General features: G+C 39.4%; 15 protein-coding genes. 6 read left to right on the top strand and 9 right to left on the bottom strand.

Going from position 1 to position 15955, the window contains the following annotated elements; genetic code table 11:
• Positions 1-57 precede the first annotated feature (57 nt).
• Entirely contained in the window at positions 58-498 is a 441-nt protein-coding gene (locus H5125_RS03735) for a DUF3429 domain-containing protein (RefSeq protein WP_101086135.1), read from the top strand.
• 79 nt (positions 499-577) lie between these two features.
• Here H5125_RS03735 and H5125_RS03730 read toward each other — a convergent pair whose 3' ends face one another.
• Positions 578-3625, bottom strand: coding sequence for a transglycosylase domain-containing protein (locus H5125_RS03730; protein WP_182743575.1), 3048 nt, complete (start codon positions 3623-3625; stop codon positions 578-580).
• 278 nt (positions 3626-3903) lie between these two features.
• Between H5125_RS03730 and H5125_RS03725 the strand changes: the two genes are divergently transcribed.
• From H5125_RS03725 to H5125_RS03705, 5 genes are all read left to right on the top strand, one after another.
• Positions 3904-4752 (top strand): DUF72 domain-containing protein, encoded by an 849-nt coding sequence (locus H5125_RS03725; RefSeq protein ID WP_182743593.1) that lies wholly within the window; start codon positions 3904-3906, stop codon positions 4750-4752.
• A 141-nt stretch (positions 4753-4893) separates the two neighbouring features.
• Entirely contained in the window at positions 4894-5775 is an 882-nt protein-coding gene (rluF, locus tag H5125_RS03720; protein ID WP_182743574.1) for a 23S rRNA pseudouridine(2604) synthase RluF, read from the top strand.
• A 329-nt stretch (positions 5776-6104) separates the two neighbouring features.
• Positions 6105-6611, top strand: a complete 507-nt coding sequence (locus tag H5125_RS03715; protein ID WP_182743573.1) for a hypothetical protein — start codon at positions 6105-6107, stop codon at positions 6609-6611.
• An 11-nt stretch (positions 6612-6622) separates the two neighbouring features.
• Positions 6623-6736, top strand: a complete 114-nt coding sequence (locus H5125_RS03710; RefSeq protein ID WP_259395389.1) for a response regulator transcription factor — start codon at positions 6623-6625, stop codon at positions 6734-6736.
• 148 nt (positions 6737-6884) lie between these two features.
• Complete coding sequence (locus H5125_RS03705) at positions 6885-8702, top strand: hypothetical protein (protein ID WP_182743572.1); 1818 nt, start codon at positions 6885-6887, stop codon at positions 8700-8702.
• 324 nt (positions 8703-9026) lie between these two features.
• Here the strand turns inward: H5125_RS03705 and H5125_RS03700 are convergent, their stop codons facing one another.
• The 8 genes from H5125_RS03700 to H5125_RS03665 form a co-directional block, all read right to left on the bottom strand.
• Entirely contained in the window at positions 9027-9635 is a 609-nt protein-coding gene (locus tag H5125_RS03700) for a hypothetical protein (RefSeq protein ID WP_182743571.1), read from the bottom strand.
• Positions 9636-9689: 54 nt separating this feature from the next.
• Positions 9690-10721, bottom strand: coding sequence for a hypothetical protein (locus H5125_RS03695; protein ID WP_182743570.1), 1032 nt, complete (start codon positions 10719-10721; stop codon positions 9690-9692).
• Between the two features lie 49 nt (positions 10722-10770).
• Complete coding sequence (locus H5125_RS03690) at positions 10771-11118, bottom strand: hypothetical protein (RefSeq protein ID WP_182743569.1); 348 nt, start codon at positions 11116-11118, stop codon at positions 10771-10773.
• Between the two features lie 27 nt (positions 11119-11145).
• Positions 11146-11652, bottom strand: a complete 507-nt coding sequence (locus tag H5125_RS03685; RefSeq protein WP_182743568.1) for a hypothetical protein — start codon at positions 11650-11652, stop codon at positions 11146-11148.
• A gap of 44 nt (positions 11653-11696) precedes the next feature.
• Positions 11697-13010 (bottom strand): hypothetical protein, encoded by a 1314-nt coding sequence (locus H5125_RS03680; protein WP_182743567.1) that lies wholly within the window; start codon positions 13008-13010, stop codon positions 11697-11699.
• Between the two features lie 72 nt (positions 13011-13082).
• Positions 13083-14321, bottom strand: a complete 1239-nt coding sequence (locus H5125_RS03675) for a hypothetical protein (protein WP_182743566.1) — start codon at positions 14319-14321, stop codon at positions 13083-13085.
• Positions 14322-14478: 157 nt separating this feature from the next.
• The gene (locus tag H5125_RS03670) at positions 14479-14982 is read right to left on the bottom strand and encodes a hypothetical protein (protein WP_101086143.1); all 504 of its coding nucleotides are present in this window, start codon (positions 14980-14982) and stop codon (positions 14479-14481) included.
• Positions 14983-15068: 86 nt separating this feature from the next.
• Complete coding sequence (locus H5125_RS03665) at positions 15069-15749, bottom strand: hypothetical protein (RefSeq protein ID WP_182743565.1); 681 nt, start codon at positions 15747-15749, stop codon at positions 15069-15071.
• Between the last annotated feature and the right edge of the window lie 206 nt (positions 15750-15955).

Raw genomic sequence — 15955 nt, 5'->3', positions numbered from 1 at the left:
TTCATCGACACGCTTGACGATGAGTAACCGTATCAACATGCATTAAAGGACTACAGGATGAAAAGCATTAAAACATGGCAATGGTTGGGCTTTGCTGGCCTTTTACCTTTTATTATTCTCAGTGTATTAGCCTTCAATCATAGCCTATTAGCACCCGAACATACTATGCTAGGGTTTGTTAGCTATAGCGCAGTGATTTTAAGTTTTGTTGCCGGTACTCTGTGGGGCAAAGCGGTTATATTAACCTTAGATGACAACATCGCTAAGTTACTTATCATTAGTAATATCATCGCTCTCGCTTGTTGGATTGCACTGTTAACACCATTTGCATTATCCGCGCTTATCCTACTCGCCAGTGGTTATCTGTATCTATTGTATATTGAATTTAAAGCCAAACAATTATCAACCACCACCAGCTACCTCACATTACGCACAATATTAACCAGTGCTGCTGTAGTATGCCACATTATTGTTATGCTCAGTCTTTTTAGCGTTTAACAACATGTTAATTCGAACAAAAAGCCCATACTTTACAGCATGGGCTTTTTTGTTGATCGCAGCAAGCTGGATTCATCATTTATAAACCAGTTTGACACTGTTCTTGCTGGTTTATCATCGGTGATAAAATCGGCATCATGCCTTTAAGTACTTGTAATGGCAGTGCTGAAGTAAAGCTAAAGTCGTCAGCCTTCTCCCCTGGCACAAACGCCGTTAAGGTACCAAAGTGACGATCGCCTAAATAGAACACAAACGTTGCGGTACGGTTTATAGCGGTTGAAGACACTTTACGGCCATTACGAATTTCAGTCGCTATACGGTTATCACCAGTACCCGTTTTACCACCCATAACAACAGCCTGGCCATTGCTATCCACCAAGCTGCCTTTGAGTCTTCTCGCAGTGCCATTTTCGACCACATTTGCCAGTGCTTTTTTCAACGCTCGCGCAACTTCTTGATGCATCACCCGCGTTACTGTTTGCTTATTATTGGCCAATGTCACCTCATATGGTGTGTCCTTGGCAAACTGCAGCTCATCAATTCTCACTGTAGGGTAACGATAGCCATCATTTTGAATAATACCCATTAACTCAGCCAATGCTGCAGGTCTGTCGCCCGAGCTGCCTAAAGCTGAGCCTAATGAAGGCACCATGTATTCAAACGGATAACCCATTCTCACCCACCGCTGATGAATACTTAAAAAAGCTTCAACTTCTAACATCACTTGAATACGCACATCACGTGCATTTTGATGACGCGTTCTAAACAGCCAGCGATACACTTCTTGTAGCTGCGGCTGCGCATCCTCTAATACTTGAGTAAGACCCGTTTCTGGATAGTCATTTAAATAACGTAATACCCACAGCTCCAACGGGTGCACCCGCGCAATATAGCCTTGATCAGCCAAATTGAACTTTTCTTCGCCATACTTGTTGTACAGCACATTAATTTGTTTATCAGTAAAGGTTTTTGCTGGTAAACGCCCTGCAAGAAAAATCTTTAACTCACGGGCACCATCGTAAGGTTTTAAATAACGATAAACCGCCGTTAACTTGTGCTCTTGTTGTTGAATACCATCAAATAACACCTCAAGACGTTGCTCTGGTGCAAGCTGACGATACTTGCGATAAAAACGTTTTACAAACGAACTGCCCTCACGCTTAGCAAATGCTTTTAGGTATTCTTCACGGCGCGGATCTTTGTCGTTACGCAATAGCTGCGACACACTGCCTTCACTGTTATAACTACTACTGTAATTAACAATGTCTTGCATTAAGCGCACAAAAGGCAAGTTTATTGACTCTTGCAATGCTTGATATAATGTTGGTACGCGGCTGTTTTCTTTTTTATTAAAATTGTTAAATACATGCAAACCACCACCGGTGAAGAAACGTTCTTCTGGTGAAGCCGAATATTCGCGCTGCAGTGCTGCATCTAACATTCGGGTTAAATTACGGTCACGGGTGGTAATCAAATAATCGACCACCCAGCGTGTAATATGGTCTTTACGTTCCACATCCACTTGGCGTAAATCAGCCACCGTCATTGCCGAAAAACGCTGTTGTAATTCGGCAATAATGTCTAAATATGTCGCTAATACACGTAACTTAGCCGTTGAACCAAGCTCCAACTTACTGCCTTCGTTAATATCAAACGGCTGATCAATACTGTCGGTTTGAATCCGTACCCGATTGGCGCTGTCGGTGCTTTCATATAAGGTAAAGCTGTACAACACTTTATCTAACTGCTGCACAGACAGTAAACGCTCACCCAGTAGTCCGATACGTTCAGCCGAACTGGGCTGAGCTAAACTACGTAAGTAATCACTAACTTGTTGTTGCAAGTCACCATGAAAGGTACTGTTAATCGATAAATCGTAGCGATCGAGATCAAATAAACTTAATCCCAACATACCCGCAGTACGAATACGTACCGCATTAACCCCTTTATTGTTAGCGAGGTTAGTCGTCGCTAACTTACTAGAATTAAATTGTAATGTTTGCTCAAGTGCCGACACCATCAATTGCGTTTCAATCAGACCATCACCGCCCAGTAAACGTAAATAGCTGTCTACTAACGATTCTAAATCCTCATGACCTTGGCGTAAGTAATACGACGGCCGACGCTGAGCAATCATTAAGGCCACGATTTGACGAAACACCTTGCCACGCTCAGCAGCATTTTGCTGAGTATGACGGCTCAATAGTATTTGGTTAGCTTGATTAAAATCTGTTTTAAACCAGGCCCATAAACCATCACCAATACCGTGGACTTCGCCAAAACCTGGCGCCGATGATAATGGCACTGTGTTGAGATAATCTTGTACGATACGTTGGCGAGCGCCAACGGTGCTTTCACCCTGCTGATACACTCGCACAATTGCCGAACCAATTTGTAATAATTTATCCTTAATACTCAAGGTTAAGCCGTGGTTAGAATGCCTAAATTTTTCAATTTGGGTGGCCAAGGTACTGCCACCTGCTTTAGACATATCAGCCCCAAAAATACCCGCTACCTGGCTGGCGGCAGCCAACACAAATCGAGGCCAGTCAACCACAGGATTGTATTTAGCTTCTGGACTCAACATTTCACGGTTTTCGATAAACAATAAGGTATTAATGATTTGGTCGGGGATTTTATCTTGGTCTTGATACACTCGTTTAGGATAGGAGAAATCGAATACCGTCATGTCACGGCAATCTTTTATCATTAAGCCTGATTGGGCTTTTTCATGATACGGCGGAAAAAAACCAATATTGGTATAATCCATCAACATTGGTGAAAATGCTACTTGCTGAGTGATTTGATAATTACGCTCAATAAGACGCGCTATTTTCTGCGGTAATTGGCTATAACCATGGCGGTCATCAAAAGGACCATACTTAGGATAAATCACTGCATCGCTGCGATAATCACGTACTTTATAGGTTAATTTAGTCGCATATTGATGCAAAAAATAAGATTGATAATACGATGTCCGCACCTCAAACTCGATCAGATAGGCTGTTGCTAACAATAATACGATGAATAACCAACCCGCTTTACTGCGACGAACCGGAGCCGGTTTGGCGGAAGATGTATTAGGTCGATAATTATCAAACTGACTGTCTGTATGTGGACTAGACACAAACTCTCCATCTAACGCATAAAATCACAATAACGCACCATTTAACTTTTGGTTGAGATGTTCAATACATCGCGTAACTAATTGTGATAATTTTATCAGATGGGTAAAGCCATTAGATATAGACAAAAATAACTAAATGTTGTTTTTTAGCCCATTAAAGACCTTATTAGCACAATATCGATATTTTTATATAAAACACTTACCCAAGTCTAAGGATTGTTTTGGACAATAGCACTTCAACAGCGACTATTTATCCGCCATTAAGATTAGGTTTAGCCATGTGGTCACAAAACCAATGGCAACAAACCGTCTACGGCAATAGCCAAGCACATCGGCTCGCGCGCTATGCCGAAATATTTAATACCGTTGAAGGTAACACTACCTTCTATGCCACGCCGTCGTTACAGAATGTACAAAATTGGTACGCCGCAACCCATGACGATTTTAAATTTACCTTTAAACTGCCCAAGCACATCACTCATGAATTACAGCTACAACATGCAGGGCCGGCCCTACAACAATTCTTTAGCGTAATGGAACCGCTAATTAACCGAACCGGGGTGTGGAAAATTCAACTTCCGGCCAGTTTTGGGCCACAATCGTTGCCACAGTTAGCGCAATTTTTAACTCAAGTACCACAAGGCCTAACCTATGGCGTCGAAGTACGTAATAGCGCCTTTTTTGCTAAAGGTGAAGCAGAGCAAGCATTAAACCGCTTACTCATCGACAATAACTGCAATCGTATCATTATGGATACGAGGCCTGTTTTTGCGGCCGCGCCAACCACAGCCGCAGTGATAGATGCCCACCAAAAAAAGCCTAAAGTGCCAGTACACGCCATTGCAACCGCAAACAATCCTGTGGTGCGCTTTATTGGTCATCCGCAAGCGGAAGCCAATATACATTTTTTCCAAAACTGGCTTAAACAGCTGCCTTTATGGATCGCGCAAAACAAACAACCCTATTTGTTTATCCACACCCCAGACAATCACAATGCACCGCAATTAGCGGTCGATTTGTACCGTTTACTGCAACAACAGTTGGCGCACAGTGCATCAGTATTGGCCGACATTAACCTATTACCTCAACAACAGCACACCACAACGCAACTGGGTTTTGATTTGTGATACTCACCTATATGACATAGGAAACCTCAACGACTGATAATAAACGTTTATCAAACAGCTCTTTGTCCGGTTATTTTATGATATTATCTGCGCCGATCCAGCCTGCCTTTGCAGTGCGTTTATGTTGATAAAGGAACCACCATGAGTGAATCTGCAACCCGTCTAAATAAGTACATTAGTGAGAGTGGTATTTGCTCACGCCGTGAAGCAGACCGCTACATTGAGCAAGGTAATGTTTTTATCAACGGTAAACGCGCCAAAATTGGTGACAGCGTCGAATTTGGCGATAAAGTCAAAGTGAATGGTCACGATATCGCCCCTCGAGACGAAGCCGATCTTGTTTTCATCGCCCTTAATAAACCAGTAGGTATTGTGAGTACCACCGAAAATACCGAACGCGATAATATTGTCGATTTTGTAAACCACAGCGAACGCGTATTTCCGATTGGTCGTTTAGACAAAGATTCACAAGGGTTAATATTTCTCACCAGCAATGGTGACTTAGTCAATAAAATTCTCCGCGCAGGCAACAATCACGACAAAGAATATGTGGTCACGGTTAATAAGCCGATCACCGAAGCATTTTTACAAGGTATGCGAGCAGGCGTGCCGATGTTAGGTGTCATCACTAAAAAATGTAAAGTTGAACAAGTTTCAACGTTCGTATTTAAAATAGTTCTAGTTCAAGGGCTTAATCGTCAAATTCGTCGAATGTGCGAACATTTCAACTTTGAAGTGACCAAGCTAGAACGTCAGTCAATTATGAATGTGTCGCTTAAAGGGCTGCCTGTAGGAGAATGGCGCGATTTGGATGAGCAAGAACTCAGCACGCTAATGAAGTTAATTGAACATTCATCTTCAGAAGTCAAAAACGCGCCCAAAAAAGCCAAGAAAAAGCCGACTCAAAGTTTACGAGATAAAATTGAAGGTCCAGAGCACTTTATGCAAGGTCGAGGCGCGAAACCTAAAAAGCCGGTGGCGAATAAAGGTAAACCAAGTCATTCAAGAAAACCTAAACGTTGATCCAAAAAAACAGCATAAGTGATACACCGCTTAGGATAAGCTTACGGGTTAAAAATAATCATTTTACCGTATGCAATAGTCTTTTTATGTTGTAGGATACTGCTCTGAGCATTATTTAAACAATCAATATTGCTCAAATGTAAATAAAACATCGGTTTACAGTAAACATTGTATAATCACTCATGCTAATAGATTACACAAAATGCATTTTTTATTGATTTGATACATGCTAGTGTTGCTACAAGTTTTCAATAAATAGCACAAACAAACATCGAAAAAGTATAAAACAACAGCAAACGGACGCTGGGTTTTTAAACAAGGAATGTGACATGTTCAGCAATAACCTTATAATCGTAGATTTCCCTGTCCATCTTCATGGACAATTTCAAAATCTCGCTAGTTTGATTGAATTTAACTTAATTCCAACCAATGCGAACTGCGCGTTATCAGAATTGTCTGCTGCATCAAATGCCGAAAATGGCAGCGCCATTATGGTTCATTATCTTGATAATCCATTACAAGAAATTGGTTACTTATCTGCTGAATTATTTAAAAGCGACTTGCACATTGCATTTTGTTCTGCTTTGAATGTAGAACTAGAAGTTATCCTTATTTCATCTGGATTTCATGGCGCCATTAGTGTCTCTGACTCTATCGCTCATCAAATACAAAGCATTAAACAAGTACAAGATGGCGACATTAGCTTTAACCCTAAAGCCGTTTCTAAATACATCCTCCAAAGAAAGCGTATTCCATCATCAGGTAATCGCGCCAAAATACTTGCCGTCACCACAAAAAAGAACAACAAGTCTTATCACTTATACTGCATGGATTAACCAACGAAGAAATGGCCAAAGAGCTCAACATCTCTGTTAATACCGTCAAAATGCACGTACAGAATATTTATAAAAAAACCAAGATTAAAAACCGTGGCCAATTATTTGCTTTCGCTGCCGGTTAATCCTCTATCAAATACTCCAGTTAGCACTTAAAAAGTGAGCCTAACAATGTATCCAGTAAACGATACATTATTAGGCTCGCTTAATATTTCACACTCGATATTTTCATTGTTTTAAAAACACTTCACCCCATAATGTAAGGACACATTAATGCACCATAAAAGCATATTAGCCATATTAATCTCTGGCACACTCTTAGTCGGTTGCGGTTCATCTGACGACGACTCTAATACCGAAATCACGCAACCAGATTCAGGTACACCTCCCCCGATTACTACGCCGCCAGTAGCATCAGAATACACTCACCAGGTAAACGGCCTTGCGGTCTACCAAGGGGCATTATCTGGCGCAACCGTGTGTGCTGATTTAAATAAAAACTTAGTTTGTGATAGCGATGAACCTTTTACTATTACAGATGTTGACGGTAACTATCAAATAGACTGGAAGAGCGAAGTTGAAACTCCAGACTATTACTTAGTGGCTAACTGGCAAGCAGCAACAGCAACACAAGCAATCCAGGCCCGCTCTTTAGCACTTAAGGTTAAAAACCCGACTAACCGAGCAGCACCAAAAGCTATCGTTAATGATGCAGGACAAGGGACATTAATCGCAAGCCCACAATACAATGGCGCGATTAACAACCTGACCCATATTAAACTCTCTCGGGTGATTGAGATGAAGAGTCAAAGTCTGTCTAACAGTGATATTAGTCAATTATCGGCTGAATTAGACACTCTATTGGCTATTTTGTATCAATTAGATGCAGACACCTTGTATTCTATTTCAGCGGAAACATCAGCCTCAGCTAACTTTATGCGCATAGACTATGCCATTGCTTATTTGCAGCAAGTCATCGCGACTCAAATTCCAAACTTAATCGCAGCAGAAAAAATTCTTGCTGCGACTTATGCAGAGCTTTGGCAAATATTAAGTGATAGCGGCCTTTCTATCGAAGAGTTCTTCTCAGACGACATATTTACTTTAGCCGCCAACATACTGTTTAGTGATTCAGCTATCGCATTAGGATTTACAGAATTACCGATCGATTCACGTATTTTGTCACAAAACGATTGGGATGTTGTGCTAGGTAATATCATTAATGATAAAGGTTTCACTAATACCTTATCGCTAGCGTTGCTGTCACAGTTCAGCACATTCTCACTAGACAATGATGAGACAGGAAAGACAGTTATAGGATCAGCCTCTATTGACGGAATTGGGTATGTTACCGAATTCCCTAAAGATATAGATGAGCAAGAAATAGAAATTGAATGCTGGAACACAACCCATAACGGTTGGTATACCATTGCACCATTGCCGACGCCTGAACCGTTTATAGATGGTAATAGTTACAAAACAGTGTATGAATCAACAGATGTTAATGTCACTATTAATGTAGAAAAAATACTCACACCAAGTGATAGCTGGAGCTCAATACTTAACATTATTCCTGATAGTCTTAAATTCAACACGCTAAATTGGCCACAAACATTATATTCTATAAACGTATCTCAAGAAGCTGATGTCATGTGTCGTGAAGTCAATAATTATGAAATCTACGACCTTCCTGATTACGAGACGGCTGATATGATCACAGTTGATGATATCGCTAGAGCACAATTTGATAGTTTATATCCAGAGTTTATCATCGTCGATGAGCAACAAAGTAAGATCACTCTGCTTGATATTAACCTGCAACCAGAAACGACATTTACAGTAGAACGCAGCATTAGCCCAAGTAATCAGCCATTAATTATTACAACTGAGGACGCTATAAATGACAAAGTTGCTGAGCACATTCTTCCGACATATTATTTAGTTGCAGATCAACAGTTAATTGAAGTCAATTTAAATAAAGCTTTCGACACGAAAGACGCAAACAATCAACTAATGATGACTTATGACAATTCAGAACGCTTTACCCAAATATTATACAATCATTTATTGTCACTAAAAACAACACCATAAGAGGCTTATTGCTTACTCGCAATGTAAAAAACCATTAGCAAAAGCTAATGGTTTTTTATCATCAAGCCACAAATATTAGCCTGCTTTAATCATATCGTTTTCTTTATCAATAAAACGACCAACAATTGCTAAGACCAAATCAAACACACCATAGACAAAGGACCGTTCTGCTGCCATAAAAATGATGAATCCCTAATGCACTAGATATGCTAGATAGAATAACTGCTATAGCATACACCCCATCCAACTCAATAACCTGTTACTTATTAACAATCAACAAAGTAAACACTGCCAATATGTAAAGTGACATATTAGATACTAGCATTACAGCTCATCACCATCTTCTTCCGCTTCCATACGCTCAACATCTTGCTTGGTGTAACCCATGGCTTCGGTTATATAACACATCTTCACCAGCTGAAACATTTGCACCAAACTACCCACCTGCCCGGCATGCATTTGCAAATTTAATACTGCCATCGTAGCAGCCATTTCATCACCCGGCGCGACCGTGTTAGTTAACTCAGATAAAGATTGATTCTTAGTTGCGACCTCATTAATAAGCTGATTATATTCAGTGACATTTTCAGGTGTATAACAGGCAGAGGTTTCAGGTAATTGCGCTAAAAACTGCTCATACTCTTTGACAAACAGCTTAGCCTGCACCAACGTCTGCTCGCCTAGAGCTTGTAACTCTGTAACCTTACCGCTTTGAAATACTGCAGCAGCATTACCCGACGCTACGAGCTGATTAAACTCACCCATCAACGCTAATTGTTTTTCTGATATCACTTTTGCATCTTGGGCAATCGGTTTAGTTTTAGCCTCAAATGCATCAATAGCACCCTGATTACTCGCCAATGCTGCAAAGCTCACTGTCGTAATGGCGGTAGTCATGGCCACCAGCAAGCTGGCTTTTTTCATCATGTTCATCGATAACATCCTGTTAGTAGAGATTTAAATAAGTGATTTGAGCCAATATCCTATTCAGCGTTTAAGGTATGGCATTAACCAGCTGTGAATGGCATAGCTGTGCTCAGTTGGTAATCTAAAAGCTAACCATTCGGCACCTAATCGAGTCACTAAATACGTATTTCGGGTAATGTTTACTACGCCAATGATATCTGAACGTTTATAGGTTTTTTCGTTAAACACACCATGTTTAACAATCAAAGTATCATTATAAATTCTGAGTTTTGTCCCCGCTGCGCGGTAAAAAAATACCCAAGAAAAAAAGCCAATCAGTAACGCTGATAAAGCATATTGAACTGGCAAGGATACATAAGGCGTAAAAACGGATTCAGAAAAGAATAATATAAATATCGAAATAAAAAATGATATGCCTATGGTACTCATCGCAAACAGCCAAAATCTTAATGATGTAAAAGGCATGCCGCCGATAGTTAGTTGCTGAAAGCCTGATTCACGTACTAAATCACCTGTTGGAAGTGCAGTCGGCTTATGGTCTTTTAATAACCCTTTGGTACTAAATTTATGCCTTTTATGCTGAACAACTAATGCCAAATCGGTATCAAAGTGTTTTTCAAAAAACATCACAATATTGATCATGGTTGATACATTTCTGATAGTGATATGCCATTCAGGGAAGCTATAAAACTTAAGCGCATAATGATGCCTAACTATTTCTTGACGATCAAAAAAAGCGTTAAATTCACCGGTAATGAAACCAGACATTTCGAGTAATGAAAGATTGTTATTAGTCACAATTTCTTTCTCTTTGGTGATACCGAACCAGGACTTTGTTTTCACCACCTCTTTACGGGTCGCATCAATCGTTAATCGGTTACGCTTAAATATAGGGAAGAATAAACAACTACCGACAAGGGCTATAATGAGTGGCATGAATATCTCGCCCGTATCTTGGTAGCCGAACCAACCTAAATAAATAACACCTGCACCCATTGCCGCCATACCAATACCAAAAACAAAGTCGATAATGCCACCAGTATCTTGCAGCACAATGCAATCATCTGTCTGCTTACAAATTTTATAACTCATAAATCCCTTTAATATGCTTTAGGCATTAAAAAAACAAAACCCTATTGATTTAACAACAGGGCTTTTTGACATAGTTAAGGCTTTTTAACAAAATAGCATCTGGAGATGCCTGTAACACAAACATCAATAGCAAAGGTACGCCCACAAAGCTGGTTAACAACAATAGCCAAGTTAGCATTGAAAAAGGTGAAATGAAGATTCTTGAGGCAAATGTAACTTTATGACGTTCATCTAATTTCATTTCGAGTGTCGTATTACTTTTAAAAATACTAAAACTCTGTTTAATCCACGGCATTAATAAGGGCTCTACTTTACAACAATCATTAACATCAGAAACTAATACGTCACTGAACATTGTTAAAATAAAACCAACAGTCAACTGACTGCTGGTTTTCATCTACAAGTGGTAATTTATAAAGCAATACTAAAAGGGTAAATCATCATAAAAATACCATTGGCCATCATCTTCAAATAGTATGCATCTTGTGCCACCTGTACGACTTTGCCCATTTGGCTTTATAAAATTATAACTGTAGTTAATTGTTATAACACGTGTGGTATTGGGGTAATTTCCTTTTAAGTTTGCACTCGGCTCCATAAAGCCTGACGATTCTGGATCAAACATCATAAAATCTATTAGCTCTCCTCCACCGGAAGCTCTTTTATAACCGCCTAAACTAAGCTCAATCAACTTCCGAGCTCTTTTTCCATCCTGCCATTGTTGCATCATAGGGTGATACCCTTTGATAATTTCATCTATTTTTTCATCACGAATATCCCGCATTACTTGATCACAACGCGGCTTTAACTCACTGACCTCTTTAGGTAAACTGGCCTCGCTGGCTGATACGGAAAATACCAGCATTGAGCTACATGCAATAGTTGAAAATTGATAACAGCGACTTTTTACCCATTTAATGAACATCATCATTTATCCCTAATTGATTTAATAGTTACACTTTTCACCAGTCTGAATTATTTAATTAAAACGGTATCCAGTTTCCAGCTGTTATTTTCGTAAACCCACTCCAGTTGTTGAGCACTGTCAGCGTCTTTTAACATTAAACGTTTTCCGTTAACTTCAACTTTCCCTTTAAATTCATCTAATAGCATATTGTAAGCGGCTACATCTTTGTCGCTACTTTTTGACGATAAATAACGTATTGCTTTACTGTACTTTTTTATCGCTGCTGAAAGTATTTTTTGCTTTGAGTCATCACGATTCAAAATATCTGTCATCACACTTGCTCTAAACTGAGCTGAAAACATGGCTAATTGCTCAGGCGTGCCAGACTCAATGGTGTGCAACAATCTAAACCAATTTGCCATCAACCTAGCGGAATCGTCAGGCTTAGGGTTGTTAATATCGCCTTTTGATATCACTACGTTGTTTACCTGCTCAGGTAACGATAATGCTTGGCTTAATGACTCATTAATCATGCTGACAAGTTTTTTTATATCCGCATCGGTGGTCGACAAAAACGGGGCGATTAACGACTGCACTTCCCCTGTAAATATCGTTTTATCCTTAAACTCTTTGGTGAGATTTGTCAGTTGATCGAAAAACGTTGGGTTAGTCAGTGAAATTTTATCTGTCATCGCCTCATAGTCAGCAAAAGCGTCCTGCTGGCGGGTTTTCGCCCCTAAAATATTTTTAAAACTTTTTTGCGGTGCCAATATTGCCAGCCATTGTTTAATCACATCGCGGGTATGAGGTGGCTTTTCATTAATAGCACCAATATTGGGTGGAGTGATATATCCTGCCTCAATAGCAGCATTAACAATCGCCTTTGACCTTTCACCAAAAACAGCTCTAACATCGGCATAGCGAAGATAATCAAGATAGTCAGCCTGCTGCACAACCAAAGCGTTCAACTCTTTATCCATCCCTTGCTGTTGGATCTCTTTCGCGACATAGGTGTATTGTTGCAAGTCGCAACCAGCACAACTTCTAAACGCTAATGTATTGCTGTGACTAAAATAAATACTGGATTGATTAGGAAACAAATGACTTTCAAACACAATATAACTGGTGCCCTCTTTGGTATAAGTCAAAGTCATATCGGCTTTATGCTTTTGAGGACAGCCAGGCAATTCAATATTGTTTTTTGTAAACGCGGTAAGGTTGTTTAAATCCATCGTCTTACGTGAATGTAGAGTATTATAGTAAGTCAATTGGTACTGCAATGAAGGGTCGAGCTCACCTTGTACTTCAACATCAATATTACAACTTGCATATACATTGGCTGTGCTTAAGCCGCACAATGCCAGTAATCCTATCGTTTTCATTTTTAGCTCATCCTTAAGTCATGTATTTAACACTAACTCTGTCGTGTTATGACAACGTTAATGCTTTTACTTTTAAACCAAATAACGAATATATAGCGAGTACAAGCCAAAGCCTGTCATACCTAGTAGCGCTATAGCCATCGGTATGAGTATGTAAAAACGCCATACCGCTGCTATTTTTGGGATTTGCATCAACGTTGCACTGTAGCCGAGTTGAGACAGTGCAATAACAAATTTATTACTATCAAATGTTTGCCCTGCTAACGTAATGCTTTCACCGTTACTCACATCAATGTTTACTCTAAATACAAAAGGTCGCCTGTATTGCCTCAGGGCACTGTCACCATCGCCAGCTTTATACCAATTCCACACAATATTGATTGATTTAATCGCAGACTTTTCTATCTGTCTAACTTGCTTGTCCTCAAAATACACTCTTGGAATAACAAGTGAATTTTCGCTGATAACAATCTCATTAGGAGTCGATATACCCTGTGTATAATGCTTATCGCAAATGAGCTTTCGCCTTACAGCAGACACAGCTACCCCAAATAAGGCAACCACTATGGCCGCTACGATATTATGGCTGGAATAAAGGATAAACAGGGCGGCCATAAAACTAATATAACTTGAAGCCCAGACTTGATGAAAGTATTGCCGAGGTAAAGGCAGCATAAACAGTGTGACGGGGTATTGTAATTTTATCGGGTCGTTAAATAGCTTAATCCCAATAAAGGCTTTTACGGTATCTAGGTCGAGCGGAACTGAACTAAAGGTTGGCCAATCTTTACGACTAACGCTATCAAATTGACCGACAACATTAATCCCCTGCGACATTAACTCTTTTCGACATTGTTGCACCAATGCGGGCAACTTATGTTGCTTCACTTTTAACGATATCGATATCGGTTCAGGAAATTGAGCTTGTTGACTCTCTTTAACATGCAAAATCACTTTATAAGTATTATGCACTTCTTTTAACTCAATATTTTTTATTATCGAGTAATCAACATCTTGTTGTTGAAGGGAATAAATGGATCCCCACCCTAACTTGAAACCATGGAACTGTATTAACACATTGCGTGAGGCATCAAAACACCATCGACATTGATAACTAAACGCTACCAAGATCAACAATATACTGAGCATTAAACGCCCGACAGTTTCAGCCGAAAAAGAAAAGACACTTACCGCCAACACAACATAAATCAGATTAAAACATATAAAAATCCACTTTATTTTTTCAACGGCTGACACGATTGAAAATGATGACGCGGTAATCAATAACGTCCCTGTTAACTTGTTAAACATCCTGTTCCTTAATCGAATTTACATTTTTAAGATTGTTGTCAGTGTCTACCAGCTATATAAAGAGCCTCGTTATCGACTATTTTTAGCCATATAATTCTATTACGTCATTAACATGCCGGTAATGAACAAAAAGGATAAGCAGGTACCATATAATGGCCTACAATAACGAAATAATTTTCCACTGGTTTTGTAGATAGGCTAGTTTACAGTATCCACTCGCTTGACGAGGTTTGTTGGTTTTCGGTGAAACAGTATCAAAACGATATCCCACCCATACCTCAAGATCATGTCCACGCATCTGCGCAGATTGACGAACTAAATTATTGTTAGCGTTTTTAGCATCTTCAAACGCAAACTCGCGTCCTTCATCAATTCGGTAATTATCGATACCCAAATATGACTTGTTATAATATTTATCATGTAAGTCGGCTAAATGCATTTTTACTTGTTCATCTGTTGCTGGTATCTCAGCAAATATTGTTCTGAATAACTTTACATCTTGATTGATTACGACATTAACTGATTTTTTACACAAGGAATGCGGTTCAGATAAGTTAATTTTCTTTGCGGCTTCCATCCACTGAGCTTGCTCATCTTCAGTCGCTCCCATTGACGCTGTCGAGATAAATAGTAATAAAATAATAGCGATTAATTTGTACATGAAAACATCCTTTTAATTTTACGTTATTGCTTTACTAACGCTTAAAAACTCACAATCAATCATGTATGTAATCAATTGAATATACACTACAAAAAATAGTGTTTCACTAATATGCCTGTGACAACGACATTGACTAAAACAGGGAATATTACGGCTATAATATTAGGCAAAAAAGCCCATGACCAATTGCCGTGCAGCGTTGTTAATGGGTAGTCGAAAAAACACAGCATGTAAACAATGTGTTTAAGCGGAAAATACATCGCATTAAGGGTAATGACTTCACCGCTCTTAAGCTCAATATCACACGCGGTAATATGGTTGCGCACATGTAAACGATGCATTTGAGATTTATATTTTACCTTTATGCGATCAATGTCATCGCGTTGTAACTCCAACTGCCCCACAGGCTTATCCATTATTGCATTCGCAGGAATGGCAATACGCTGCTGGCTCACATAGCAACGTAATGTCCCGGTAATACCGTAACGTCGCCTAACCAGCCAATAACGTCCTATTAAGTAGACAGGTAATAATCCAATGTTGATTAATACTAATGCACGAGCAAGCTCAGTATTAGGAACACTAAGAGGTAGCACAGCCAAACCGACCATCAAAATAAGCAGTAACAACGAAACGCCCAAAGACAGAGGGTAACCTATATTAGCGACATATAAACCCACGTCACTTTGCGCGTTAAAGTTACGCATCCCTTTTATGTACAGGTTATAAAACCAAGATTTATCATCTAACTCTATTATTTTGGCCATAATGATTATTAGTGAGCAATATCCTTATTAATGTACTCAAATTTTATCACCATCAACAGAATGTTCACCAATAAACCTGTTACCTTTTCCTAATAAAATATTACTCACCACTTAAATACATCCTTAAGGATGGAGCAAAAAACAAAAGGCACTAAAAGTGATAGGTATATAGTCATCATATTACAAATTGTTTTACACCTTATTGA

The organism is Shewanella sp. SR44-4, from assembly GCF_014163715.1.
Classification (GTDB): Bacteria; Pseudomonadota; Gammaproteobacteria; order Enterobacterales; family Shewanellaceae; genus Shewanella.
The sequence above is the reverse complement of the archived record's forward strand: the minus strand, read 5'-3'. Positions and strand labels throughout refer to the sequence as shown.

What these genes read in the sequence shown, in the direction of transcription:
- H5125_RS03670 (WP_101086143.1), bottom strand. Translation starts at nt 14,982, where the DNA reads ATGTACAAATTAATCGCTATTATTTTATTACTATTTATCTCGACAGCG.
- H5125_RS03700 (WP_182743571.1), bottom strand. Translation starts at nt 9,635, where the DNA reads ATGAACATGATGAAAAAAGCCAGCTTGCTGGTGGCCATGACTACCGCC.
- H5125_RS03710 (WP_259395389.1), top strand. Translation starts at nt 6,623, where the DNA reads ATGGCCAAAGAGCTCAACATCTCTGTTAATACCGTCAAAATGCACGTA.
- H5125_RS03680 (WP_182743567.1), bottom strand. Translation starts at nt 13,010, where the DNA reads ATGAAAACGATAGGATTACTGGCATTGTGCGGCTTAAGCACAGCCAAT.
- H5125_RS03725 (WP_182743593.1), top strand. Translation starts at nt 3,904, where the DNA reads ATGTGGTCACAAAACCAATGGCAACAAACCGTCTACGGCAATAGCCAA.
- H5125_RS03685 (WP_182743568.1), bottom strand. Translation starts at nt 11,652, where the DNA reads ATGATGATGTTCATTAAATGGGTAAAAAGTCGCTGTTATCAATTTTCA.
- H5125_RS03665 (WP_182743565.1), bottom strand. Translation starts at nt 15,749, where the DNA reads ATGGCCAAAATAATAGAGTTAGATGATAAATCTTGGTTTTATAACCTG.
- H5125_RS03705 (WP_182743572.1), top strand. Translation starts at nt 6,885, where the DNA reads ATGCACCATAAAAGCATATTAGCCATATTAATCTCTGGCACACTCTTA.
- H5125_RS03695 (WP_182743570.1), bottom strand. Translation starts at nt 10,721, where the DNA reads ATGAGTTATAAAATTTGTAAGCAGACAGATGATTGCATTGTGCTGCAA.
- H5125_RS03735 (WP_101086135.1), top strand. Translation starts at nt 58, where the DNA reads ATGAAAAGCATTAAAACATGGCAATGGTTGGGCTTTGCTGGCCTTTTA.
- H5125_RS03690 (WP_182743569.1), bottom strand. Translation starts at nt 11,118, where the DNA reads ATGAAAACCAGCAGTCAGTTGACTGTTGGTTTTATTTTAACAATGTTC.
- H5125_RS03675 (WP_182743566.1), bottom strand. Translation starts at nt 14,321, where the DNA reads ATGTTTAACAAGTTAACAGGGACGTTATTGATTACCGCGTCATCATTT.
- H5125_RS03715 (WP_182743573.1), top strand. Translation starts at nt 6,105, where the DNA reads ATGTTCAGCAATAACCTTATAATCGTAGATTTCCCTGTCCATCTTCAT.
- rluF (WP_182743574.1), top strand. Translation starts at nt 4,894, where the DNA reads ATGAGTGAATCTGCAACCCGTCTAAATAAGTACATTAGTGAGAGTGGT.